Source organism: Acidovorax sp. KKS102, assembly GCF_000302535.1.
Lineage (GTDB): Bacteria > Pseudomonadota > Gammaproteobacteria > Burkholderiales > Burkholderiaceae_C > Acidovorax.
Window position 1 is genome coordinate 4,544,546 of the sequence record NC_018708.1, and the last position, 24,922, is coordinate 4,569,467.

The window sequence follows — 24,922 nt, forward strand, 5'->3', positions numbered from 1 at the left end:
TGTCTAAAGCTTGCCAAGGGGATCAAATGAAACGGAGGCTGAGATATCACGCCAGTCAGGTTAAAACAGTCCAATCAACCCTTTGTATTGTTCCACTGCGTCACCTGCTGTGCTACATAGGTATTGAGCGCGCTCAACCTACCCAGGTTGGCATCTAGCCGACCATACTGTGCCAGCAGTTGCTCTTCACGCCGGCTGGCACGGTCGGCCACCCGCTGCTGATCGTCGGTATTGCGCTTGACTGCGTTTTGAATGGATTTGGTCTTGGTAGCAAACAAGCCGTCCGAGCCCAGCATGCCCGCAGCAAAATCCTTGATACGGGTCGCCATTCCGTCCGACGATGTACCAGCCTCGTCAGCGGAAAAAAACGCCTTGAGTGCATCGGGTTTGGCCATAGCAGCATCAAGTTTGGTTGCATCGACTTTCAAAGTGCCATCGGCCTGAAACTGCACGCCGATATCGGACAGTCTGCCAAATTCACTGCCAGGTGCTCCCGCCCCCCCCACAAGCTGGCGCAGCGCAGACTGCAGGCCCACTGCCGTCGAGTCCCCCTGCAGCGTGCCGGCAGACTTGTCGGCTGGGTTGTAGCGCGTCATCGCCGCGAGCGCATTGTTGAGGGCGTTGTATGAATCCACGAATGCCGTGATGTTGCCTCGCGCCCCAGCCGTGTCACGCTTGACTCCAATCTCGACCGGGGAAGTGGTCACTTGGGCGACGGTCAATGTCAAGCCCTCAACGGCATCGGCAAATGTCGTGTTTTTTGACTTCACCTCCACCCCGTTGATCGTGGCCAAAGTGTCGCGAGCAGACTGCGTCAGAGATAGACCAGTGGCGCTATTCTCCGGATCGAAGCCCAGGCGGGAAAGCCCAGAGCCATCGGTATTATTGCCGTCATCGTCCATCGCCTGGATGCGAAAACCCGACTCTTCACCAGTGGCGGTAGAGCGCACCAACAAACGCTCACCCGCTGCGTCGCGCAGCACCGTGGCATTGACGCCCGCATTGGCGGCATTGATCTTGGCGGCCACTTTGGCCAACGTATCGTCTGCAGCCGTGATATCGATGGAAACCTCAGGGGAGGCCCCTGGCGCAAACGCTGCCGCGCCGTCGGCCACATCAGGGGTGAAGTCGCCCTTGCTCCAAGCACCCAACTGAATCTTGAGTGAGCCCGTGCCCACTGTTGCTCCGGTGCCAAAAACCGCAGACCCCACCGACTGGGCGCGTGCGAGCTGACGAACCTCCATGCTGAACGCCGTGGGCGCTGCAGCTGCGGTGGCCGTGCCCACCACTGCACTTGAGTTGCTGGAACTCAGCGTCATAGTCTCCCAACTGGAAGAAGATGCCAACTTGGCGGCCTGGTCCTGCAGGTTAGCAATTTGTGATTTCAGCTGACCATACGCCGACAACCGCGCGCTCAGCCCAGACGCCCTGACCTGCAATTGCTGCAGCGGCTGCTTTTCCAGAGCTACCAGTTTGGCAACAATGCCTTGAATATCCAGGCCGCTGCCTATACCGGGGGATGAAATGCCCATGTCGATCTCCTGTTGCGGTCACGCAAAACCGGTTGCGACGCAGCGCAGCTTTCAGGCCACACTACGCACAACAAACACAGCCCATACAGTCTTGTCGGCAACGGCACACAGAACTTGAACCTGTTTGCACTGCCCGTTCAACCCTGCAGGAGCTTGAGCACATTTTGCGGCAATTGGTTGGCCTGCGCCACCATGGCAGTACCCGCCTGCTGCAAGATCTGCGAACGACTCAGATTGGCCGTTTCCTGCGCAAAATCGGCATCCATGATGCGGCTGCGCGAAGCACTCAGATTTTCACTGTTCGTCTGCAGGTTATCGATGGTCGAGCTGAAGCGGTTCTGGATAGCACCCAACTGCGCGCGGGACGAGTTGATCTGGGTGAGTGCCGCATCAATGGCCGTCAGCGCAGTGTTGGCCCCACCCACCGTGGAGATGTCGAGTGCTGCCACCGCCGTCCCTTGGCTGCCGATAGCCGTGCTGAGGTTGCCCATGGCGTTGGCAAACACCACGTTGCCCGTTTGACCGCTAGCGGCGTAGGAAATATTGACCGTCGCGCCTGTTGTCCCGGCTGCAGCCAAACCAAATGCGGTCATGCTAGAACCCGTAGCGGTACCTGCGGCAAACGCGGTGGTGATGTTGCGACCATCTGCAGCCGCAAGCTTCAGGCCCGAGCCGTCGTCGGTGGCAATCACCCCCGTGACCGCCGATACGCCATTGATGGCGGCCAATGCATTGGCCCGATTGCTTGCCGCATTGGTTGACGCCGCCACACTCAAAGCAGTTCCATTGATGGTAATGGTGGCGTTGCCCGCCGTGACACCCGTGCCGTCTGCCGCCACCGAGGCCACCGAGGTGGCATTGGCCGAAGCAGTCATGCCCGAAATGCCCGCTGCATTGATGGCCGAAGCAATCGCCTTGGCATCGTTGGCAATCGTGCCCAGAGAAATAGCCGAGCCGCTGCCAATAGTGACCGTCGCTGCGGCCGTGGTATCACTGGGCGTACCAATGGTTTGATTCACCAGGTTAATGCCCTGGAACTTGCCCAGCGTGCTGGTGCGCGCACTGGCGATCGAGTCAATGGTGATGGTCTGCCCGGCATTGGCCCCCACCTGAAAGGCCTGGGCCGAGAAAGAGCCATCCAGCAGCTTGGTGCCATTGAAATCGGTCTGTGTGGCCACGCGGTCGATTTCCTGGCTCAGCTGCGACACTTCTGCCTGCAGTGCCGCACGGTCAGTGCTGCTGTTGGTGGCGTTGGCAGATTGCACGGCCAATTCACGCATGCGCTGCAGGTTGTTGGTCACGCTGGCCATGGCGCCTTCGGCCGTTTGCGCCAGAGAGATGCCGTCGTTGGCGTTACGCACCGCCACGTTCAGCCCCCGGATTTGTGTGGTCATGCGCTCGGAGATGGCCAGACCGGCGGCATCGTCCTTGGCGCTGTTGATGCGCAGGCCCGACGACAGGCGCTGCATGGATGTAGCCAACGAGTTTTGCGAAATGCCCAAGTTGCGCTGTGCGTTAAGCGACTGGACGTTGGTGTTGATGACGGCTGCCATGGTGATAGCTCCTTGATAAAGCCCAAATTCAGTGCACTGCCAGCAACAGCTCCGCCGCCTTTTGTGCCCACAGGATTTGAGACGCAAGGCTCAGGGCCCTTTCATCTCATGAGGCTTTATTTTGTCGAGCATCGCTAGATGCAAACCACAGATGTAAACCGGCATCCTCCCGCATTTCCAGCGACCAGCAGCAAAACAAAACGGCGCTGAAGCCGTGACTTCAGCGCCGTTTCCCCAATGTCGACGTCCATGGACGCCGAGGCTTTTCCCTGGCAGTTAGCTATTTAACGCAGCAGAGACAGCACGCCTTGCGGCAACTGGTTGGCCTGCGCCACCATGGCAGTACCCGCCTGCTGCAAGATCTGCGAACGACTCAGATTGGCCGTTTCCGCCGCGAAGTCTGCATCAATGATCCGGCTGCGCGAAGCACTCAGATTTTCACTGTTCGTCTGCAGGTTATCGATGGTCGAGCTGAAGCGGTTCTGGATAGCACCCAACTGCGCGCGGGACGAGTTGATCTGGGTGAGTGCCGCATCAATGGCCGTCAGCGCAGTGTTGGCCCCACCCACCGTGGAGATGTCGAGTGCTGCCACCGCCGTCCCTTGGCTGCCGATAGCCGTGCTGAGGTTGCCCATGGCGTTGGCAAACACCACGTTGCCCGTTTGACCGCTAGCGGCGTAGGAAATATTGACCGTCGCGCCTGTTGTCCCGGCTGCAGCCAAACCAAATGCGGTCATGCTAGAACCCGTAGCGGTACCTGCGGCAAACGCGGTGGTGATGTTGCGACCATCTGCAGCCGCAAGCTTCAGGCCCGAGCCGTCGTCGGTGGCAATCACCCCCGTGACCGCCGATACGCCATTGATGGCGGCCAATGCATTGGCCCGATTGCTTGCCGCATTGGTTGACGCCGCCACACTCAAAGCAGTTCCATTGATGGTAATGGTGGCGTTGCCCGCCGTGACACCCGTGCCGTCTGCCGCCACCGAGGCCACCGAGGTGGCATTGGCCGAAGCAGTCATGCCCGAAATGCCCGCTGCATTGATGGCCGAAGCAATCGCCTTGGCATCGTTGGCAATCGTGCCCAGAGAAATAGCCGAGCCGCTGCCAATAGTGACCGTCGCTGCGGCCGTGGTATCACTGGGCGTACCAATGGTTTGATTCACCAGGTTAATGCCCTGGAACTTGCCCAGCGTGCTGGTGCGCGCACTGGCGATCGAGTCAATGGTGATGGTCTGCCCGGCATTGGCCCCCACCTGAAAGGCCTGGGCCGAGAAAGAGCCATCCAGCAGCTTGGTGCCATTGAAATCGGTCTGTGTGGCCACGCGGTCGATTTCCTGGCTCAGCTGCGACACTTCTGCCTGCAGTGCCGCACGGTCAGTGCTGCTGTTGGTGGCGTTGGCAGATTGCACAGCCAGCTCGCGCATGCGCTGCAGGTTGTTGGTCACGCTGGCCATGGCGCCTTCGGCCGTTTGCGCCAGAGAGATGCCGTCATTGGCATTTCGGGTGGCAACGTTCAGACCACGGATCTGCGTGCTGAATCGCTCCGAAATGGCCAGACCAGCGGCATCGTCCTTGGCGCTGTTGATGCGCAAGCCCGACGACAGACGCTGCATGGACTGAGCCAGCGAGTTTTGCGAAATGCCCAGGTTGCGCTGTGCATTGAGCGACTGAACGTTGGTGTTGATGATGGCTGCCATGGTGATAGCTCCTTGTGTAACTTAAAGCCCGAAGACGCGGTATTGCTTTCGGTGTCTCAAATGCCAGCACCCGCTGGCTGCCCAACCCGTTGACGCGCCACCTATGATTTTGGTTTTGCCACCGGGGACAGGGCTTTCATTCCCTGTTGTTTTTGTTATCGGCCCTCGGTGCAACAAACTTTAGGGTTAGCGTAACTTTTTGTGTATAGATTGCGGGTCGGGTATGACGGCTTGGGTTGTGAAAGAGGCAGGTTTACTATCGTTTTAGTAGCTATTAGAGCTTGCCAAGTGCTCGCCACGAACGCAGAACTCTTTAACACTCACTGAAACCGTTAGCTATGTGCTGGCGGGACGAGACGATTAAAGAATGGGAGCAAGCTTTGACAGGCAGCGGCCTCGAGCAACGACCACCAAATGCCAGCGGTGCAATCTGGCAGCACAACGCAGTCTTGTTTACACCAACGGTGCGCCTAAGACTCTGCCAAAATCGCCACCATGCTTGTCATCATTGGTTACATCGTCAGCTTTGGCTGTATCTTCGGCGTGTATGTGATGCACGGTGGAAATATTGCCGTGATCCTGAAAGCCTTGCCCTTCGAGATCATCACAATCCTGGGCGGTGCGCTGGGGGCCTTTGTGGTCAACAACCAACCCAAGGTGCTCAAGGCCACCATGGCTGCCATCCCCATGGCTCTTAAAGGCTCCAAGTACACCAAAGCACGCTACATGGAACTGATGGCAATGCTCTATGACATCCTCCAGAAGGCCCGTAAAGAGGGGCTGATGGCGATCGAGAAGGATGTCGAGACGCCGAACGAATCCGAGATTTTCAAGAAGTACCCCACGGTGGGCAACGATCACCATGTGATCGAGTTCATGACCGATTACCTGCGCATGATGGTGTCGGGCAACCTCAATTCCCACGAGATCGAAGCGTTGATGGACAACGAGATCGACACCCATCATCAGGAGGCCCACGCCCCTGTAGCAGCGCTGGCGCGGTTGGCGGGTGCGCTGCCGGCCTTTGGCATCATTGCTGCCGTGCTGGGCGTGGTGAATACCATGGGCTCGGTGGGCCAGCCGCCTTCAGTGCTGGGCGGCATGATCGGTTCAGCGCTGGTCGGCACGTTTCTAGGCATTTTGCTGGCCTACGGCGTCGTCGAGCCCCTTGGCGGCCTGGTCGAGCAAAAGACCGAGGACGCTGCCAAGGAACTGCAGTGCATCAAGTCCACCCTGCTCGCCAGCATGCAGGGCTACAACCCGGCCACGGCCATTGAGTTTGGCCGCAAGGTGCTGTTCTCCAACGTCCGCCCCAGCTTCTCGGAGCTGGAAGGGCACGTGAAGGGCAAGAAGTAGCCACCGCGAATGCAGTAGCCGCGCCACAACGCCCCTATCGCCATGGCAGAAAAGAAGCTCCAGCCCATCATCATCAAGCGCGTCAAGAAAGGCGGGCACGCGGTGCATGGGGGCGCCTGGAAGATTGCTTATGCCGACTTCGTAACGGCGATGATGGCGTTCTTTCTGCTCATGTGGCTATTAGGGTCCACCGCGAAAGGCGAGCTGCAGGGCATAGCGGCGTATTTTTCGTCGCCACTGAAGGTGGCAATGGCAGGTGGCGATGGGGCGGGCAACAGCTCCAGCGTGATTCCTGGCGGAGGTAACGACCTGACCAAGGTGCATGGACAGGTGCGCCGTTCCGATGTGGAAGAAGCCAAGCAGCGCCGCATGAGCATCGATGCCGCGCGGGCAGAACGCGCCAAGCAGGACCAGGAGCGTCTCAAGGCCCTGGAGGCCAAGATCGATGCGCTGATCACAGAAAACCCGCGCCTGAACGAGTACAAGTCGCAAATCCGCATCGACATCACGCCCGACGGGCTGCAGATCCAGATCATTGACGACCAGAACCGCCCCATGTTCGACAGCGGGAGCGCGTTGGTAAAACCCTACATGCGCGATATCCTCCGCGAAATTGGCGCGGCCCTTGGTGGCGTTGAAAACCGCATCAGCCTGGCCGGCCATACCGACGCCGTGCCCTATGGCAACAGCGAAAAGGGGTACAGCAACTGGGAGCTGTCGGCAGACCGGGCCAACGCCTCGCGCCGAGAGCTGGTCTCTGCCGGCATGCCAGACGCTAAACTGGGCCGCGTGGTGGGCTTGGCCGCCAGCGATCTGCTGGACCCCAAGAACCCACGCTCCCCCTCCAACCGGCGCATCACCATCACGGTGTTGACCCGGGAGGCCGAAGAACGGCTCATGGGCAAAGGGATTCCCGAAATCACGTCCACAGAACTGTTGACTGAAAAGCGGGAAAATCCCCCCCCAAGCAGGTAACAGTTACGACTTGTCACCAAACCTGCCGCCCATGACAATGCTTACAGTAAATCTCGACTGAAAGGGTCCCAAGTGACCACAGCCCTTCGTTTTTTGATCGTTGACGACTTCTCCACCATGCGACGCATCGTTCGCAACCTGCTCAAGGAGAGCGGGTTCTCAGACGCTGACGAGGCCGAGGATGGTGTCGCCGCACTCAACAAACTGCGCAACAGCAAGTTTGATTTTGTGGTGACCGACATCAACATGCCCAACATGAACGGCTTCCAGCTGCTGGCCGAGATCAAGAAGGACGACAAGCTCAAGCACCTGCCCGTCCTGATGGTGACCGCCGAAGCCCGCAAGGAAGACATCGTTGCTGCCGCTCAGGGCGGTGCTGCGGGTTACATCGTCAAACCCTTCACCAAGGCAACTCTGGAAGAGAAAGTGACCTTGATTCTGAAGAAGATGGGGCTATGACACCATGGACGACACACCGGACAACAGCCAGCCTGCCGCCGAAGCCGATGTTCACCACAAGATTGGCCTGCTGACCCGCCAGCTTCACGATTCACTCAACGAACTGGGGTATGCCGACAAGCTGCGCGGCTCCATGGGCGAACTGCCCGACGCCCAGAGCCGCCTGTCATACATCGCCCGGCTGACGGGCGAGGCCGCCGAGAAGGTGCTCAACCGCGTCGAGCAAGCCAAGGCGCAGCACGACTACATTGCGGCGGAAACGCGCCGAGTCGTCAACTCGCTGGTGGCGGACCCGGTGGCGGCTGTGGCCAAGGGCGAGATCTTCAACTTTCTGACCGATGTGGAGCGCGTGACCAAAGAGGCCGACACACACCTCACGGAAATCATGATGGCCCAGGATTTTCACGACCTCACCGGCCAGGTGATTGCGCGCGTGGTGAATCTGGCAGCCACCATTGAAGAGCAACTGGTGCAACTGCTCATCCAGACGGCCCCGCCCAACGCCCAGGTACCCGCCGAGCCCGCCCGCCGGGCCCACCTGCAAGGCCCGGTGGTGGACCCGGACAACACGCCCGACGTGGTCACCGACCAGTCCCAGGTGGACGATCTGCTGGCCAGTCTGGGCTTCTGACACGCTGTTTTCAGCCCAATGTGCTTCAAGCGCTAGTGCAATATGCCCTAGCCGCTATCATTTTTGAAAATGCTGATGACCATCGGCCGTAGCGGGCAGACGCCCGCCAGCGACTGAAAACACCCCGGGCCTCACCGAAAAGAGGGGGCGGCAGCCCCCTTATCCACCTTTAGATTTCCAGGTCGCTCACGACAATGGCATGACCCCAGCCGTCATGCCATCATGGAATCCAGCCAAGAAAAAAGCCTCCCCGCGTCAGAGCGCAAGCTGCAAAAAGCGCGCGAAGACGGCCAAGGGGCACGCTCGCGCGACCTGTCGCACTTGGCCATTCTGGGCGCGGGCGCCGCATGCATGCTGCTGCTGGCCCCACAGCTGATGGACCGCATGCAGTGGGCCATGAGCCAGCAGCTGGCGTTCAATGCGGCCACGGTGATGGCGCCGGGCACCATGCTGTCGCGGCTGCAGGACATGGTCATCGTGGGCGTGATCGCGAGCACAGTGTTCGCCACGCTGACCAGCGCGGCGGCCCTGATCAGCGCCATCGGAGCGGGCGGCTGGATCCTCAGCGCCAAGCCCATCACCCCCCAGTTCAGCCGCCTCAACCCGATCTCGGGGCTGGCCAACCTGTTTTCCAAGCAGCAGATGGCCAACGTGGCCAAGATGGTGCTGATGACGGTCATCCTGACCTATGTGGCCTGGAAGTTCCTGGGCAACAGCATCGAAACCGTTGCCATGCTGGTGCTGCAGCCCTCCCCCATGGCCCTTCGCCAGATTGCCGACTGGCTGACTTCGGGCATGAGCCTGTTGTTGCTGGTCGTGTTCCTGGCCGCTTTGGTGGACGTGCCTTTGCAGGCGTTCTTCTTCAAGGAGCGGCTGAAGATGTCTCACGAGGAAGTCAAGCAGGAGCACAAGGAGTCGGACGGCAACCCCCACATCAAGGGCCGCATCCGCCAGAAGCAGCGCGAAATTGCCGACCGCGCCAGCGTGAGCGCCGTGCCCAAGGCCGATTTTGTGGTGATGAACCCGACCCACTATGCGGTGGCCCTCAAGTACGACGAGAAGACCATGAGTGCGCCCCAGGTGATCTCGCGCGGCACCGACCTCATCGCCATGAAGATCCGCGATGTGGCCCGGGAGCACAACGTGCCCGTGCTGCAGTCGCCCATGCTGGCCCGCGCGCTGTATGCCCATGCCGAGCTGGACCAGGCCATCCCCGCCACGCTCTACACCGCCGTGGCCCAGGTGCTGGCGTATGTGTACCGCCTCAAGGCCGCGCTGCGTGGCGAAGGCCGCATGCCCGACAGCCTGGTGGAGCCTTTTGTGCCCCCTGAACTCGATCCGCTGAACCGCACCGCGGTGCAAGGTGCTGCCGTATGAACACCTCCGTAAAGTCTTTGCAGCAGTGGGCGGGCACCAACGCCAGCGCCCTGCAGGGCCTGTCGGCCCCCCTACTGGTGGTGGCGATTCTGGCGTTGATGGTGCTGCCCATCCCGCCGTGGCTGCTGGATGCCTTCTTCACGCTCAACATCGCCGTTGCGCTGATGGTGATGATGGTCGCAGCCTACATGCTGCGCCCCCTGGACTTCGCGGCCTTCCCTTCGGTGCTGCTGCTGACGACGCTGATGCGCCTGTCGCTGAACGTGGCCTCGACGCGCGTGGTGCTGCTCGAGGGCCACCAGGGCCCCGGTGCTGCCGGTGCGGTGATCGAGGCCTTCGGCCACTTCCTGATCGGCGGCAACTTCGCGGTCGGTCTGATCGTGTTTGCGATCCTTGTGGTGATCAACTTCGTGGTGATCACCAAGGGTGCGGAGCGCATTGCCGAAGTGTCGGCCCGCTTCACCCTGGACGCCATGCCCGGCAAACAGATGGCGGTGGATGCCGACCTGAACGCTGGCTTGATCGACGAGAAGGAAGCCAAGCGCCGCCGCGCCGAAGTGGCGGAAGAAGCCAACTTCTTCGGCTCCATGGACGGCGCCTCCAAGTTTGTGCGCGGCGATGCCGTGGCGGGCATTCTGATTCTGCTCATCAACATCATTGGCGGCTTCACGATTGGCGTGTTGCAGCACGACCTGTCGGCCAAGCAGGCGGCCGACAGCTACATCCTGCTGGCCATTGGTGATGCGCTGGTAGCGCAGATTCCCGGCCTGCTGATCTCGGTGGCCGCCGCCATGGTGATCTCCCGCGTGGGCAAGGACCACGACATGGGCCGCCAGATCGTGCAGCAGCTGTTCATGTCGCCCCGCGTGCTGGGTGTCACAGCCGGCATCCTGATCCTGCTGGGCCTGATTCCTGGCATGCCACATGTGGTGTTCCTGACCATGGGCGGCCTGCTGGGATATGGCGCCTGGATGATGTACGAGCGCCAGAAGGTACCGCCCGTCGTCGAGGCCCCTCCGCCACCGGTCACCGACGGCGAAGCCACCTGGGACGACCTGCAACCCGTGGACCTGCTGGGCCTGGAGCTGGGCTACCGCCTGATCAGCCTGGTGGACAAGAGCCGCCAGGGCGACCTGCTCACCCGCATCAAGGGCGTGCGCCGCAAGTTTGCGCAGGAAGTGGGCTTCCTCCCCCCGGCAGTGCATGTGCGCGACAACCTCGAACTCAAGCCCAGCGGCTACCGCATCACGCTGCGCGGCGTGGTGGTGGGCGAAGGCGAAGCCTTCCCCGGCATGTTCCTGGCCATCAACCCAGGCGGCATCACCACCCCATTGATCGGCACGGCCACCACCGACCCCGCCTTTGGCCTGCCAGCACACTGGATCGACGATCGGCAGAAGGAAGCCGCACAAATGGCGGGTTTTACCGTCGTTGATTCCGAAACCGTGATGGCCACCCATTTGTCACACTTGATGCAAGTGCAAGCCGCCAAGCTCCTCAGCCGCACCGAAACGCAGCAGCTGGTGGAGCACGTGGCCAAGCTGGCCCCCAAGCTCATCGAAGAAGTGGTCCCCAAAATGGTCTCCATCGCAACGTTCCAGAAGGTCCTCCAGCTGCTGCTGGAAGAGTCTGTGCACATCCGCGATATCCGCACCATCATCGAGACGCTGGCCGAGCATGCCGGTGCGGTCTCCGACCCCGTCGAGCTGGCCCGCCGCGTGCGCATTGCGCTCTCGCCTGCCATCGTCCAGCAGATCTACGGCCCCACCCGCGAGCTCAACGTCATCGCCATCGAACCCGGCCTGGAGCGCCTTCTGGTGCAGGCCCTGGGCAACACGGCGGGCCCTGCGCTCGACCCCGGAGTGGCCGACATCCTCACACAGAAGGCCGCTGAAGTGGCCCTCAAGCAGGAAGAGATGGGCCTGCCCGCCTGCCTGCTGGTTCCCGACCAGATCCGCAATGCCATCTCCCGTCTGGTGCGCCGCGTGGCGCCCCGCCTGCAGGTGCTGGCACACAGTGAAATTCCAGAGACCCACACCATCCGTATTGGGCCGATCCTTAAAGGTGCATCAGCATGAACATCAAACGCTTTACCGCCCCCACCTCCCGGGAGGCTCTGGCCAAGGCGCGCATGGCCTTTGGCGACGGCACGCTGATCCTGTCCAACCGCCCCACGGCCAACGGCGTGGAAGTGGTGGCCACGGCCGAAGACACGCTGTCGGCTCTGGACGGTGGTGCCCCCGCCTCTTCGTCCAATGCGCCCCTTCTGGCACCCAGCACCCCGCGCAGCGCCCCACCGCGCACCAGCCAGCCGGCAGCAGCATCGGGCCTGGGCCGCAACCCGGTCGAGGAAGACACCGAACAGCTGGCCATGAGCACGTTGTCGTTCCAGGACTATGTGCGCGAGCGCATGCTGCGCCGCCGCCACGAGGCCCTGAACGGCCCGTCGGAGCCCCAGACACTGTCTGAACGCAGCCGCGACCAGGAGCCCGAACGCGAGCGCATGCCCGCCCCCTCCGTGGCGCGCCACAACCCGCTGCGCACCATTCCGATGGACATTCCGCCCGAGCCACCACGCCGCCGGCAGGAGACTCCCAGCGCCCACCTGATCCAGTCGAACAACCAGAGCGTGATGAACGAACTGCATGCGATGAAGGAGCTGATCGAAGACCGCTTCAACACGCTGGCCTGGCTGGGGCAGGCGCGCCAGAACCCGATCCAGTCCAACCTGATGCTGAAGATGATCCGTGCCGGATACTCCCCGTCGCTGGCCCGCGCCGTGCTCGAACGCATGCCCGAAGACCTGTCGGCGGGCGAATCGGTCCGCTGGCTGATGGAGGTGCTGGAACGCAACCTCAAGACCGACCAGACCGATCCCCCCCTTTATGAACAGGGCGGCATCTTCGCCATGGTGGGCTCTACGGGTGTGGGCAAGACCACCACCACCGCCAAGCTGGCTGCCATGTGCGCCCGCATTCACGGCCCTGGCAGTGTGGGGCTGATCACGCTGGACACCTACCGTGTGGGCGCGCACGAACAACTGCGCACTTACGGGCGCATGCTGGGCATCGTGGCCCACCTGGCGCACGACCGCGCCGCGCTGCAAGACCTGCTGGGCCTGCTCAGCGGCAAGAAGATGGTGTTGATCGACACCACCGGCGTGGCCCCCAGGGACCCCCGCAAGCGCGACATGCTGGATGTGCTGGACCTGCCCCATGTGAACCGCCTGCTGGTGCTCAACGCCGGCTGCCATGGCGACACGCTGGATGACGTGCTAACCGCCTTCAAAACCGACGGCTCGCAACAGGCCATCCTGTCCAAGGTGGACGAGGCCGTGAAGCTGGGCCCCGCCATCGACGCACTGATCCGCCACCAGATGGTGCTGCGCGGCGTGACCAACGGCCAGCGCGTGCCCGAGGACTGGGAGCGTGCCAACGCCCACCAGCTCATCAGCGCCTCCATGCGGTCGCCCGCCAAGTCGGCCTTCGACCCCAAGGCCACGGACCTGAACTTCTTTTTTTCGCACTCTCCCGACACCGTGACGGAGGGGGGGCTGGTCGATGCTTGATCTGGGTTTTCACCAGGCGGCCAGCCTGCACAGCCTCACCCCGCAGGCAGAGCTGCGGCTGCTGGCAGTCGCCAGCCAGGGCAACACGGCGAGCGGCCTGGAAACGCTATGGCAGATCTGCGCCAGCCTGCAGCGGCTGGGCTACCCGGTGGTGGTGCTCGACGGTACGGCGCAGGAGTCCGACGACAGCCCCGGGCTGCTGCACCTGCTGCAACACGCCACATGGAATGACGGTGCCAGCCTGAACCTGGGCGCCACCGCATCCTCCCTCGCCGTGATTCCAGCGGCCAAGGGGCTGCAGCACCTGAGCCGCAAGGCCGGTGACACCGCCCGATCACCCATGGAAAGCCTGTTGCCCTACTTCAGGACCTACGGCCTGATGGTGATTCACGCACCGGCGTCCACCCTGGGGCCCCTGCTCACCCACACGGCCACGGTGCCGCTGGTGGTCATGGGCAGCGGCGCAGCGGGGGTGATGACGAGCTACAAGAGCCTCAAGCAGATCGCGCTGCACACGGGCTTGCCCTGCATGGTGGCAGCCTTGCTGCACAGCAACACGGCCACCGAACGCCGCAAGGCCCAGTCCCAGTTGATGACCCTGCAGGCCTGCGCCGAACGCCATCTGGGTGGCCCCATCCGCACCACCACCATTGCCACGCAGAACCCCCAGGATCTTCAGCGTCTGGCCTTGCAACTGCTGGAAAATGCGGGCACCATGAACGGAGCGCTGGCTGCGCTGACACCCAGCAACTTGACAGGCATGCCTGCGCATTTTGTCCGGAGCCACTGACCAGAGCCTGTGATGCACCTCTACGTACCCACGTTGACCCGCACTGCCCCCAACGGTCTGACCAGTCGCCAGTCCCGCGAGGCGGATGAAGTTCGGGCGATGGCACCCCCAAGCGGCTCCAGAACAAGATCGCATACCCGCCCTACCAGTGCATAACACCCTCTCTATGTACACCGCCAAAGGCCAGCTTGATCGCGATGCCATGATCCGCCAGCATGTACCGCTGGTACGGAGGATTGCGCACCACATGATCGCCAAGCTGCCTCCCAACGTCGAGCTGGATGACTTGATCCAGGTCGGCATGATGGGACTGGCCGAAGCCCTGTCGCGCTATGAGGTCGCGCAGGGCGTGCAGTTTGAAACCTTTGCCACCCAGCGCATCCGGGGTGCCATGCTCGACGAGTTGCGCGAGGGTGACTGGATGAGCCGCAGTTCGCGCAAGAGCCAGAAAGACATCGAGCACGCCGTGCACCGGCTGGAGCAAAAGCTGGGCCGCAGCCCCCTGGAGTCTGAAATAGCCGGCGAAATGGGCATGAGCCTGGCGGACTACCAAAACCTGCTGGGCAAGGTGCGGGGCACCCAGCTGGTGTACCTGGAAGACATGACGCATGGCAACGACGACGAGGACGGGTTTCTGGACCGCCACGTCGCCGACAGCGCGGCCGACCCGGTGGAACTGCTGCGCGATCAGCGGCTCAAGACATCACTGGTCAACGCCATCAAGACCCTGCCGGAGCGCGAGCAGCACATCATGGGCATGTATTACGAACATGACATGAACCTCAAGGAAATTGCCGCCGTGCTGGGCGTGACCGAGTCTCGGGTGTGCCAGTTGCACAGCCAGTCGATTGCCCGCCTGCGCGCCAAGATGCGGGCGCACTGAGTCCGCGCGTCGGGCAACAAGCCGGGCAATACGAGGCATTCAGACTGAATGGCTGTGAGGGCACTTCTTGCGCCCCGGCCCGCCCCTCCCTCAGAAAAGTCTTTGGTGCTCAGCCTGCAGAGCGGTAAATGCGCGCCACGCCTGGCGCAGCTCCGCGCGCGCCCAGGCCATCCCCGTAGGTAGAAGCTGCATTGGACGGAGGCAACAAGCCCGCGGCCTGGCGGTCGGTGACGGCGGCCAACCGGGCCAGGCTATCACGGTGCAAAGTCAGCATGGTGCGGATGGCATCCGCACGCTTCTGCAGCGAAGCCGGTAGCGGCATGCCACGCGCTGCGGCTTGTTCGAGCGCACGCGAGAAATCCGCTGCTGCATCGCGCAAAGCCGTACTGTGTTTTTCCAGGGAGGTGGGATCTGCCGCGAGAAGTGCGGCGGAGACTTGTTCGATCCGCTGTTCAACAGCTAAGAGAGATTCTTCCAGAGTCATGGCGCATTGTGCGACGGATTGCGCCCTCTAACAAAACGCCGATCAGCCCCGCGAGCGGGACAGGATCTCCTGGGCGTTGGACAACAATTTGTCGGCAATGGCTTCCGCGTCGACCGAAAATTCACCCTTCTCGATGGCAGCGCGCACAGCCTTGACCTTCCCTGCGTCAAAATCTGCCGTGCTGCGGGTGGTAGGGCTGAGCGCACGGGCTGCGGTGGACACAGTGACGGGCACACCGGCGGATGACGCAACCAGTGCGTCTTTCGTGGCTCCTTCCGCAGCGCTGGCGGGAGCCTTGGCTTGCTTGGCAAGCCCCGTCGGCGGCAACCCGCCCGGCAGTTCCGGTGTTTGACCTATCTTCATCGCTCTCTCCACCACCCCGTTGGATGTGGGGCATCAGTAGCAATGTTTTCGACCCATTTGGCCCGGACTTTAGCCATTTATTACCGGTGCGTCATCACAGAGTGACGTCCACCGTCCCAGAATCGTTCACAGTTCCGCTCACGATACGCCCATTCTCCATGCGTACGCGCACAGTCTGTCCAGCCGAGCCCGCCGTCAACGCCTGTCCCGCCGAGCTGACTGCATAGCCGGGCCCCTGGGCCACCACCTTGACCTGCGCACCCGCCTTGAACAGCAGCGGGGCCCGCACCATGGCCTGGCGCACCGCCTGACCCGCCACGAGCTGGCGAGCGGCGGTCTGACCCACCCAGAGATCGGGGTTGGCCAGAACGGGGGAGGCATCGGCCGCCCAATCCACCTCGGCCTCGGTGGCGTCGTTGGCAGTCAATACTGCGCCCGGCGCCACATTGTTCGTCAGCACCCAGGCGGGCCCAAACGCTTTGATGGTGACGGGTAAAAACACATTCCATGCGGTCGCGCCTTCCACACAGCGCAGCCCCAGTCGGGTTCGGCCCCACAGGCGAGCACCCACAGGGAGATAAGGTTCAACGCGCGCGCAGGGCGCCAGCCGCAGGCGCGAATCCAGTGAGCCAACACTCACTTCCATGCGCAGCGGCAGTGCGGAGGACTGGTTGCGAGCCAAAGCATCGTCCAGCCAGCGCTGGGTGAGCGGGCCCAGGTCTGCCGCAGGGTCCGCCGCCGACTGGGCATGAGCGACACCGGCAGTACCCAGCAGAACCCCGGCCACACTCCCAAGCAAGCACAGCATGCGCAGCACAGCGCGGGCACGGGCCACCAGGGGCGAACGGGTCGCGCCGCGCAGTACAGCGCCGTGGCGGGCATGCATCAAAAGGGAATGGGTGGACATGGGGGCCTCCTTGGGCATCGACGGGCCAGACTGCCCGCGCACAGTGCGCAGAGGAAGGCAGAGGCCATTTCACCCCTAGAACTATAGGCACGCGCCTTGAACGCAAAACCCGGAACTGCGCATCCATTTGCCACTTCTTCGCGCTTTAGAAAAAAGGCGCGGTTTCCATAATCAAGCAACGCCAAAAAGGCCCCTCGGGCTGGCGACTTTGCAACCGACGGTGTGAGGCACACATGCTTGACAAGATGACCAACCAGCTGAATTTTCACGGCAACGCCCTGGTGCTGCGCGGTGAACGCCAGCGCGCCATCGCCAGCAATATCGCCAACGCCGACACGCCGGGCTATGTGGCTCGGGACTTCAAGTTTGGCGATGCGCTGCGCGAGGCCACGGGCGTGACATCTTCGGCCACCGGCACGCCCGGCGCGGCCATCACGCGGCTGGCCACCAGCGGCTCGTACGGAACCGCCGGCACCACCGATCCGCACCACATTCCGCTGCCCACCGTGAATTCCAGCACCAGCATCGACCGGCAAGGCGCTCTCGGCTACGCCGTGCAGACGCAGCCCAGCCTGGACAACAACTCGGTGGACCTGGACCGCGAGCGCGCCAACTTCGTGGACAACGCCGTGCGCTACGAAGCCACGCTGCGGTTCATCAACGGCAACGCCAAAACCATGCTCAGCGCCATTCAGGGCCAATAACCACGCAGCCCAGCAGCTCAGAAAGCGAGCCACCCCATGTCCATGTTCTCGATCTTCAATGTGTCCGGCAGCGCCATCAGCGCGCAGTCGCAGCGGCTCAACGTGGTGGCCAGCAACCTGGCCAACGTGGATGCCGTGGCCGGTCCCGACGGTCAGGCCTATAAGGCACGCCAAGTGGTGTTCCAGACAGCGCCCATGGGCGCCGACAGCTCTGCGGGCGTGAAGGTCAGCGGCATCAGCGAAAGCAACGTGCCGGGCCGGCGTGTGCACGATCCCAGCCACCCCTCGGCGGACGCCGAGGGCTACGTGACCCACTCCAACGTCAATGCCGTGGAGGAGATGGTCAACATGATCTCCGCCTCGCGCTCGTACCAGAACAACGTCGAGGTCATGAACACGGCCAAGTCGCTGCTCCTCAAGACCCTGCAGATGGGCCAGTAAGGCAAGCGCCTGCTTCAAAAGGACACCACCATGATTCTCAGTGCCACCAACGCCCCCACGGTGACGGACTCCTCCGGCACAAAGGCCAACGCATCCACTGATCCCGCCGCCGCGCAAGACCGCTTTTTGAAACTGCTGGTTGCGCAGTTGAACAACCAGGATCCGATGAACCCCTTGGACAACGCCCAGATGACTTCGCAGATTGCGCAGATCAACACAGTAACGGGTGTTCAGCAGCTCAATGAAACCGTCAAAGGACTGGTCAGCCAAATCGCGTCTCAGCAGCTGATGCAGGGCAGCTCCATGGTGGGCCGTAAGGTACTGGTAGGAGGCGACGATCTTGCGCTCGACAGTGAAACCAAAAAGGCTACTGCTGCCTTCGACCTTGCAGGCTCTGCCGCCAGCGTGAAGGTTCAGGTCCTCGACTCCACCGGCAAAGAGGTGGGCACGATCGATATGGGCTCGCTGTCAGCGGGCCGCTACAACTTTGCGTGGGATGCGTCCCAATACCAAGGCAACAGCTCGCTGCGCTTCAAGGTCCTTGCCACTAATGGTGAAGCCACCGTAGCGTCTACAGCCCTGACGACAGATACCGTTTCGGCCATCAGCATGGAGAACGGCACCTTACAAATGCAACTCTCTCGCGGTGGCATGACCGCCCAATCAGGCATCAAGGCCATTCTGTAATTTCCGTTTCATCTAAGGAGTACCACCATGGGTTTCCAACAAGGTCTTTCGGGCCTGAACGTCTCAAGCAAGAACCTGGACGTCATTGGCCACAACATAGCCAATGCCAACACCACAGGCTTCAAGGCCTCACGTGCGGAATTTGCTGACTTGATGGCTTCCTCCATGGGAGCTGCTGGTGGCAGTAGCTACGGTATCGGTGTCGAAGTAGCTGCGGTAGCCCAGCAATTCTCACAGGGCAACGTCACCGTAACGGGTAACAACCTCGATGTGGCAATTAACGGCAATGGTTTTTTTAAGGTGAAGCAGCCGGATGAATCGTTCGCCTATACACGCGCTGGCAATTTCAAGCTGGATAAGGCAGGCGACTTGGTAACCACCGGAGGTGCTCAGGTAATGGGATTCAAGGTGGATTCCACCACCGGACTCAGCACCTCCGAGGCTCAAGCTCTCAGCTTCCCAACTGGGGCTCCCATCCAGGCCAAGGCCACCTCTAGCATCACCGCTGTACTCAACCTTGACGCACGCGTCAAGGCCCCTACTCCCGTCCCGGCAGTAGCAACGTCTTCAATCAAAGCCAGCGGCAACCTCAATGCCACCGCAACTGATGCAGCTGCAGCGGTTCCACCCACTCCACGCAACACTTACAGCACCTCAGTAACCGTCTTCGATCCACAAGGGACCGTAATCCCAGTGAATCTGTATTTCGAGAAAACGTCCAATCCTGGTGAATGGAATGTCTTTGACAGTCTGACGAGTACCACATCCGTGGGCACTGTTACCTTCGACTCAACAACAGGGAACATCGCTACGGGGGGTAACATTCCCCTCACATTGACTGCAGCCAACGCTCTGACATTCCCCGTCACGGCGGACTTATCGGCAATGACACAGTTGGGCAACACTTTTAGCGTCACATCCTCCCGAGTGGGCGGCAGCGCGGAAACGATAGAGCTCGCCGCACCACGCTCCACTTACGGCACCTCACTCAATGTTTTCGATTCACAAGGCGTAGCTACACCAGTGAATCTCTATTTCTCCAAAACCAATACAAACCAATGGGCGGTCTACGACTCGTTAAGCCCTACAGCCACTTCCGTGGGAACGCTTGAGTTCGATAACGCCGGCGTACTTATCAGTGGCCAGGATATCAATTTGAGGGTACATCCCGATCCTGCCAATCCGAATGCCCTTCCCCCGTTTGACGTCAAATTAGACCTCAGCGCAGCCACCCAATTCGGCAGCAAATTCGCTGTCGCGGACCTCAAGCAAGACGGCTACGCCTCGGGTGATCTCACAAGCATCAACATCTCCAATGACGGCATGGTCATGGCCAGCTACTCCAATGGCGTGACCCGTGCAGAAGCACAAGTCGCTTTGGCCAACTTCCGCAATCCACAGGGGTTACTGGCCGTGGGCGGCAACAACTGGGTGGAGTCGTTTGACTCTGGCCCGGCTGTTATGGGTACACCGGGTGACGGCAATTTCGGCGCCCTGCGCTCGGGCGCCCTGGAGGACTCCAACGTGGACCTCACCGCCGAGCTGGTGAACATGATGACCGCCCAGCGCGCCTACCAGGCCAACGCACAGACCATCAAGACGCAAGACCAGGTGATGTCCACCCTGGTCAACCTGCGCTGATCGACTGAGCCCCTACTGAACCTGTACAGGACCCCGGAGAGCCCCCATGGACCGCATCATCTACACCTCGATGACAGGCGCCAACGCCGCCGCCCACCGGCAGGCGGTGCTGTCCAACAACCTGGCCAACGTGTCCACCGGCGGGTTCCGCGCCGAGATGTCCACCTTCCGCTCGGTGCCGCTGCAAGGCGACGGCGCCAAGACGCGCGTGTTTGCGCTGGAGGCCACTTCGGGCTATGTCAACACTCCTGGCCCCGTGCAGCGCACCGGCCGCAACCTCGACGCCATGGCCGCAGGCAATGCCTGGTTTGCCGTGCAGGGGCTGGATGGCACCGAGGCCTACACCCGCGCCGGCAGCTTTGAAGTGTCGGCCACAGGCCAGCTGCTCACACCGACCGGACTGCCCGTGCTGTCGGACGGCGGCGCGCCCATCGACGTGCCGCCCGGAGCCGATGTATCGCTCGGGTCGGACGGCACCGTGACCTCCAAGATTCCGGGCCAGCCCGCCCAGGCCATTGGCCGCCTCAAGCTGGCCACGCCCACGCCCGAAGACCCGCTCAAACGCGGCGACGACGGGCTGTTTCGCACCACCTCGGGCGACCCCATGCCCAACGACGCCAACGCCCGCATGCTGTCGGGCGCGCTGGAGGGCTCGAACGTGAACCCGGTCGAATGCATGGTCGGGATGATCGCTGCTTCGCGCCAGTTCGAGCAGCAGATGAAGCTGCTGCAGACCGCCGAAACCAACGACAAGACCGCCAGCCAGTTGCTGAGCATGAACGGCTGATGCCGCTGCCCCACCCTGCACGCACCCGCCAAAAGGAAGCACCATGATCAACTCCCTCTGGATCGCCAAGACCGGCATGTCTGCCCAGCAGACCCAACTCGACGTCATCTCGCACAACCTGGCCAACGTCTCCACCACCGGCTACAAGCGCAACAACGCGGTGTTCGAAGACCTGATCTACCAGAACCTGCGCCAGGTGGGCGCCAACACCACCGAGCAGAACCAGCTGCCCACCGGCCTGCACCTGGGCCTGGGCGTGCGCACGGTGGCCACCAGCCGCAACTTCATGCAGGGCAGCCTTCAGGAGTCCAAGAACAACCTGGATGTCGCCATCAACGGCAACGGCTTCTTTGAAGTGACCATGCCCGACGGCACCGTGGGCTACACCCGCGACGGCTCGTTCCAGGTCGATGCGCAGGGCCGCATGGTCACGTCCAGCGGGCTGCCCGTGGTCAACGGCATCACCATTCCGGCCAATGCCACCAGCGTCACTATCAGCGCCGAAGGTGCCGTGGCGGTCACGGTGCCGGGCAATACGCAGCCGCAGACCGTGGGCAACCTGGCCATGGCCAGCTTCATCAACCCGGCCGGCCTGGAGCCCATCGGGCAGAACCTGTTCAAGGAATCCGCTGCGTCCGGCCAGCCCCAGCAAGGCACCCCCGGCACGAACGGCCTGGGCATCATCAAGCAAGGGTTTCTGGAAGCCTCCAACGTCAACGTGGTGGAAGAGCTGGTCACCATGATCCAGACCCAGCGCGCCTACGAGATGAATTCCAAGGCCATCCAGACCTCGGACCAGATGCTGGCCAAACTCGCCCAGCTGTGACCGGAATGCCCCCCGCGCTTTTGCCCAGGACCTTCGCCATGCGCACTTTCACACGCCCTCTTCGCCTGCTGCAGGCACTTGGCTCGCTGCGTGCGGGCATCCCCGCGCTGGGCGCAGCACTGCTGTGCGCCGGCTGCGCCACCCTGTCGCCACCGCCGCCGGTGGACATCCTGCCCACCACCCCGCCACCGCTGGCCGCTGCGCCGCGCACCCCGCCCCCGGTGACGGGAGGGCTGTTCCACAACGCCAGCTACCGCCCCGCGTTTGAAGACCGGCGCGCGCGCCTGGTGGGCGACAACGTGACCATCCAGATCGTGGAAAACGTGACGGCCAGCCAGAAGTCGTCCTCCACGGTGGACCGCACCTCCGAAGTCTCGGCCGGCGTGACGGCCCTGCCCTTCACCAGCAAGACCTTCACCGACAAGCTGGGCGTGGGCGCCAATTCGGGCAATGCGTTCTCCGGCAAGGGCGGCACGGAAAGCGCCAACACCTTCACCGGTTCCATCACCGCCACGGTGGTGGATGTGCTGCCCAACGGGCACCTGGTCATCACCGGCGAGAAGCAGATCGGCGTGAACCAGAACGTGGATGTGCTGCGCTTTTCGGGCACGGTGGACCCCCGCGCGCTACAACCCGGCAGCATCGTGAACTCGACCCAGGTGGCCAACGTGCGCGTCGAATCGCGCGGACGCGGCGCACAGAACGAAGCCCAGGCCATGGGCTGGATGGGCCGCTTCTTCAACACCGTCACGCCGTTCTGACCAGCCCGGGCGCCCTGAGTGCGCCCAGTGCGCCCATGCCCCCAGTCCTTCCGGCATCTGACGGAAGGCTGGGCGTTGCCTTTGTTCACTACGAATTTGATAGCTATCAGCGCATATTGCACTAGCGCTTCTGGCCATTTTTGCTCAAAAATGGCCTGTCAGACCGCTCGCAGGCCGTGCCTACGCCCCCCTTGCCAACGCGGCTAAGGACCCAGCCAATAAGCCGGTGAACCCGCTTCTTTTTGGGTTTTAGTTCTGGCCATGGCCCACCACAATGAATGCCATGAAAGCCTCGTCCCACTCCCCCCTGACCCGCACGGCGCGCGCGCTGTGGCTGCTGCTGGCCCTGGCGGCCGCAGGTCTGGCAACGCCTGCACAGGCCTTGCGCATCAAGGAAGTGGCGGCAGTGCAGGGCGTGCGCAGCAACCAGCTGACGGGCTACGGCCTGGTCGTGGGGCTGGACGGCACGGGCGACCAGACCACGCAGATGCCCTACACCACGCAGGCCATGTCCAACTACCTGCAGCAGATGGGCATCAGCCTGCCCCCCGGCACGGCGTCGCAGTTGCAGCTCAAGAACGTAGCGGCGGTAATCGTCACGGCGCAACTGCCCGCCTTTGCCCAGCCGGGCCAGCAAATCGACGTGAACGTTTCGTCCATGGGCAACGCCAAGTCGCTCAAGGGCGGCACTCTCATCGTCACACCGCTGCGCGGCGCTGACGGCGAAATCTATGCGCTGGCACAGGGCAACATGGTGGTGGGCGGTGCAGGCGCATCGTCCGGTGGCAGCAAAGTGCAGATCAATCACCTGAGCGCAGGTCGCATTCCGCTGGGCGCGCAGGTGGAGCGGGCCGTGCCCACCCCCCTGAACGAAGGCGACACCATCAACCTGGGCCTGAATGCCTCGGACTTCCAGACCGCCCGCCGCGTGGCGCAGGTGATCAACGCCAAGCTGGGCAACGGCCTGGCCACCGCGCTGGACGGCCGCACGGTGCAGGTGCGCGCGCCCATCGACCCCGGCGCCCGCGTGGGCTTCATTGCCGACCTGGAGGAGCTGCCGCTCGAAACCTCCACCCCCTCGGCCAAGGTCGTCATCAACGCCCGCACGGGCTCGGTGGTGCTCAACCAGGCGGTCACGCTGGGGCCATGCGCCATCGCCCACGGCAACCTGTCGATCACCATCAGCAGCACACCTGTCATCAGCCAGCCCAACCCGCTCTCGCAAGGGCAGACGGTGGTCACGCAAAAGAGCGACATCACCATCAACCAGGAGCCGGGCAACGTGATCCAGATGCCTGCGTCGCCACAGCTGGCCGACGTGGTCAAGGCCCTCAACACGCTGGGCGCCACGCCCGGAGACCTACTGGCCATCCTGCAGGCCATCAAGGCCGCCGGCGCGCTCAACGCCGAGCTGGAGGTGATCTGAATGAAGCACCCCCTGAGTCGCTTCGCGCCTTCCCCCTCTCCTGCGGGAGGGGAACGCACCCGGTGGCCTGGCAAAGCCAGTTCCACGGGAGCACGGGCCTGCGCCGCGCCAGACTCACAGCCTGTGGGTGCCCCACCGCAAGAGGCTTGACCATGGCCCTCACACTCCCTTCCTCCGGTAGCACCACCAGCCCGTCGAACGCGCTGGCCGTCGATATCCGCTCGCTCAACTCCCTCAAGTACGAAGCGGGCACCGCCAACAGAGCACAGGTCACGCGCGAGGCGGCCAAGCAGTTTGAATCGCTGTTCATGCGCGAACTCATCAAGAGCATGCGCGACGCCACGATGAAGTCCGGCCTCATGGAAGGCGAGCAGGCCAACCTGGGCCAGGACATGCTGGACCAGCAGCTATCGGTCAACATGTCAGGCCTACAGGGCGGTCTATCAGAAGCCATCGCCCGCCAGCTTTCGCGCCAGATGGGCGGTGCGGACACCAACTTCTCGGTGCCGTCCACGCTCAGCCTGCCGCAGGCACAGAACCGGTCGGCGGCTTCCGCCAACACCTCGTCCGTCGATACCACCCTGCCAGTGCCCAAGGGCCGCGAAGGCTTTGTGCAGCACCTCAGCGGCACCGCCGAGCGCGTGGCGCAGGAAAGCGGGATTCCCGCCAGCTTCATGCTGGGCCAGGCCGGGCACGAAACCGGCTGGGGCAAGAGTGAAATCAAGACCGCCAATGGCGGCAACTCGTTCAACCTGTTCGGCATCAAGGCCGGCAAGGGCTGGACTGGCAAGGTGGCCGAGATCACGACCACCGAATACATCAACGGCACTCCGCGCAAGGTGGTGGCCAAGTTCCGCGCATACGACTCGTACGAGGACTCGTTCCGCGACTACGCCAAGCTCATCACCGACAACCCGCGCTACGAGAAAGCCCAGGCCACCGCCAAGACGGGTTCTGCCGTGGCCTATGCGGCCGAGCTGCAAAAGGCCGGATACGCCACCGACCCCGAGTACGCCAAGAAGCTCAGCGGCGCCATCAACAGCGCGCTGCGTGTACAGCGCGCCCAGGCGTGAT

The 24,922-nt window shown here is 62.5% G+C and carries 24 protein-coding genes; 18 read left to right on the forward strand and 6 right to left on the reverse strand.

Annotated features, from left to right (window positions below; translation table 11 throughout):
- Positions 1-74: 74 nt before the first annotated feature.
- From fliD to C380_RS20815, 3 genes are all read right to left on the reverse strand, one after another.
- A complete protein-coding gene (gene fliD / locus C380_RS20805) occupies positions 75-1,532 on the reverse strand; it encodes a flagellar filament capping protein FliD (RefSeq protein WP_015015816.1) in 1,458 nt (485 codons plus the stop codon).
- A 137-nt stretch (positions 1,533-1,669) separates the two neighbouring features.
- Positions 1,670-3,085 (reverse strand): flagellin, encoded by a 1,416-nt coding sequence (locus C380_RS20810; protein ID WP_015015817.1) that lies wholly within the window; start codon positions 3,083-3,085, stop codon positions 1,670-1,672.
- Between the two features lie 284 nt (positions 3,086-3,369).
- Complete coding sequence (locus tag C380_RS20815; RefSeq protein ID WP_015015818.1) at positions 3,370-4,782, reverse strand: flagellin; 1,413 nt, start codon at positions 4,780-4,782, stop codon at positions 3,370-3,372.
- A gap of 495 nt (positions 4,783-5,277) precedes the next feature.
- Here C380_RS20815 and motA point away from each other — a divergent pair, with 495 nt between their 5' ends.
- From motA to C380_RS20860, 9 genes are all read left to right on the forward strand, one after another.
- The gene (motA, locus tag C380_RS20820; RefSeq protein ID WP_015015819.1) at positions 5,278-6,138 is read left to right on the forward strand and encodes a flagellar motor stator protein MotA; all 861 of its coding nucleotides are present in this window, start codon (positions 5,278-5,280) and stop codon (positions 6,136-6,138) included.
- 42 nt (positions 6,139-6,180) lie between these two features.
- On the forward strand, positions 6,181-7,113 hold the full coding sequence (gene motB, locus C380_RS20825) for a flagellar motor protein MotB (protein WP_015015820.1): 933 nt from the start codon (positions 6,181-6,183) through the stop codon (positions 7,111-7,113).
- A gap of 72 nt (positions 7,114-7,185) precedes the next feature.
- Positions 7,186-7,572 (forward strand): chemotaxis response regulator CheY, encoded by a 387-nt coding sequence (gene cheY, locus C380_RS20830; protein ID WP_015015821.1) that lies wholly within the window; start codon positions 7,186-7,188, stop codon positions 7,570-7,572.
- A 4-nt stretch (positions 7,573-7,576) separates the two neighbouring features.
- Positions 7,577-8,203 (forward strand): protein phosphatase CheZ, encoded by a 627-nt coding sequence (locus tag C380_RS20835; RefSeq protein WP_015015822.1) that lies wholly within the window; start codon positions 7,577-7,579, stop codon positions 8,201-8,203.
- 222 nt (positions 8,204-8,425) lie between these two features.
- The gene (locus tag C380_RS20840) at positions 8,426-9,580 is read left to right on the forward strand and encodes a flagellar biosynthesis protein FlhB (protein WP_015015823.1); all 1,155 of its coding nucleotides are present in this window, start codon (positions 8,426-8,428) and stop codon (positions 9,578-9,580) included.
- Positions 9,577-11,658, forward strand: coding sequence for a flagellar biosynthesis protein FlhA (gene flhA, locus C380_RS20845; RefSeq protein WP_015015824.1), 2,082 nt, complete (start codon positions 9,577-9,579; stop codon positions 11,656-11,658). The genes C380_RS20840 and flhA overlap by 4 nt, the downstream gene beginning before the upstream one ends.
- A complete protein-coding gene (flhF, locus tag C380_RS20850) occupies positions 11,655-13,148 on the forward strand; it encodes a flagellar biosynthesis protein FlhF (RefSeq protein ID WP_015015825.1) in 1,494 nt (497 codons plus the stop codon). Before flhA ends, flhF begins: the two co-directional genes overlap by 4 nt.
- Entirely contained in the window at positions 13,141-13,938 is a 798-nt protein-coding gene (locus C380_RS20855; protein ID WP_015015826.1) for a hypothetical protein, read from the forward strand. Before flhF ends, C380_RS20855 begins: the two co-directional genes overlap by 8 nt.
- A 166-nt stretch (positions 13,939-14,104) precedes the next feature.
- Positions 14,105-14,821, forward strand: a complete 717-nt coding sequence (locus C380_RS20860) for an RNA polymerase sigma factor FliA (RefSeq protein ID WP_015015827.1) — start codon at positions 14,105-14,107, stop codon at positions 14,819-14,821.
- A 109-nt stretch (positions 14,822-14,930) separates the two neighbouring features.
- Here C380_RS20860 and C380_RS20865 read toward each other — a convergent pair whose 3' ends face one another.
- The 3 genes from C380_RS20865 to flgA all read right to left on the reverse strand — a co-directional run bounded on the left by C380_RS20865 (position 14,931) and on the right by flgA (position 16,575).
- Entirely contained in the window at positions 14,931-15,305 is a 375-nt protein-coding gene (locus tag C380_RS20865; protein WP_015015828.1) for a hypothetical protein, read from the reverse strand.
- 42 nt (positions 15,306-15,347) lie between these two features.
- Entirely contained in the window at positions 15,348-15,668 is a 321-nt protein-coding gene (gene flgM / locus C380_RS20870; RefSeq protein WP_015015829.1) for a flagellar biosynthesis anti-sigma factor FlgM, read from the reverse strand.
- 94 nt (positions 15,669-15,762) lie between these two features.
- Entirely contained in the window at positions 15,763-16,575 is an 813-nt protein-coding gene (flgA, locus tag C380_RS20875) for a flagellar basal body P-ring formation chaperone FlgA (protein ID WP_015015830.1), read from the reverse strand.
- A gap of 233 nt (positions 16,576-16,808) precedes the next feature.
- On the opposite strand from flgA, the gene flgB reads away from it, so the two are divergent.
- The 9 genes from flgB (at position 16,809) to flgJ (ending at position 24,921) form a co-directional block, all read left to right on the forward strand.
- Entirely contained in the window at positions 16,809-17,279 is a 471-nt protein-coding gene (gene flgB / locus C380_RS20880) for a flagellar basal body rod protein FlgB (protein ID WP_015015831.1), read from the forward strand.
- A gap of 36 nt (positions 17,280-17,315) precedes the next feature.
- On the forward strand, positions 17,316-17,720 hold the full coding sequence (gene flgC, locus C380_RS20885) for a flagellar basal body rod protein FlgC (RefSeq protein WP_015015832.1): 405 nt from the start codon (positions 17,316-17,318) through the stop codon (positions 17,718-17,720).
- A 30-nt stretch (positions 17,721-17,750) separates the two neighbouring features.
- Positions 17,751-18,407, forward strand: coding sequence for a flagellar hook assembly protein FlgD (locus C380_RS20890; protein ID WP_015015833.1), 657 nt, complete (start codon positions 17,751-17,753; stop codon positions 18,405-18,407).
- A gap of 27 nt (positions 18,408-18,434) precedes the next feature.
- On the forward strand, positions 18,435-20,048 hold the full coding sequence (locus C380_RS20895; protein ID WP_015015834.1) for a flagellar hook protein FlgE: 1,614 nt from the start codon (positions 18,435-18,437) through the stop codon (positions 20,046-20,048).
- A 46-nt stretch (positions 20,049-20,094) separates the two neighbouring features.
- Positions 20,095-20,835 (forward strand): flagellar basal-body rod protein FlgF, encoded by a 741-nt coding sequence (gene flgF, locus C380_RS20900; RefSeq protein ID WP_015015835.1) that lies wholly within the window; start codon positions 20,095-20,097, stop codon positions 20,833-20,835.
- Between the two features lie 43 nt (positions 20,836-20,878).
- The gene (gene flgG, locus C380_RS20905; RefSeq protein ID WP_015015836.1) at positions 20,879-21,661 is read left to right on the forward strand and encodes a flagellar basal-body rod protein FlgG; all 783 of its coding nucleotides are present in this window, start codon (positions 20,879-20,881) and stop codon (positions 21,659-21,661) included.
- Between the two features lie 38 nt (positions 21,662-21,699).
- Complete coding sequence (locus C380_RS20910) at positions 21,700-22,422, forward strand: flagellar basal body L-ring protein FlgH (protein ID WP_015015837.1); 723 nt, start codon at positions 21,700-21,702, stop codon at positions 22,420-22,422.
- Between the two features lie 283 nt (positions 22,423-22,705).
- Positions 22,706-23,848 (forward strand): flagellar basal body P-ring protein FlgI, encoded by a 1,143-nt coding sequence (locus C380_RS20915; protein WP_015015838.1) that lies wholly within the window; start codon positions 22,706-22,708, stop codon positions 23,846-23,848.
- A gap of 152 nt (positions 23,849-24,000) precedes the next feature.
- The gene (gene flgJ, locus C380_RS20920; protein ID WP_015015839.1) at positions 24,001-24,921 is read left to right on the forward strand and encodes a flagellar assembly peptidoglycan hydrolase FlgJ; all 921 of its coding nucleotides are present in this window, start codon (positions 24,001-24,003) and stop codon (positions 24,919-24,921) included.
- Position 24,922 lies beyond the last annotated feature (1 nt).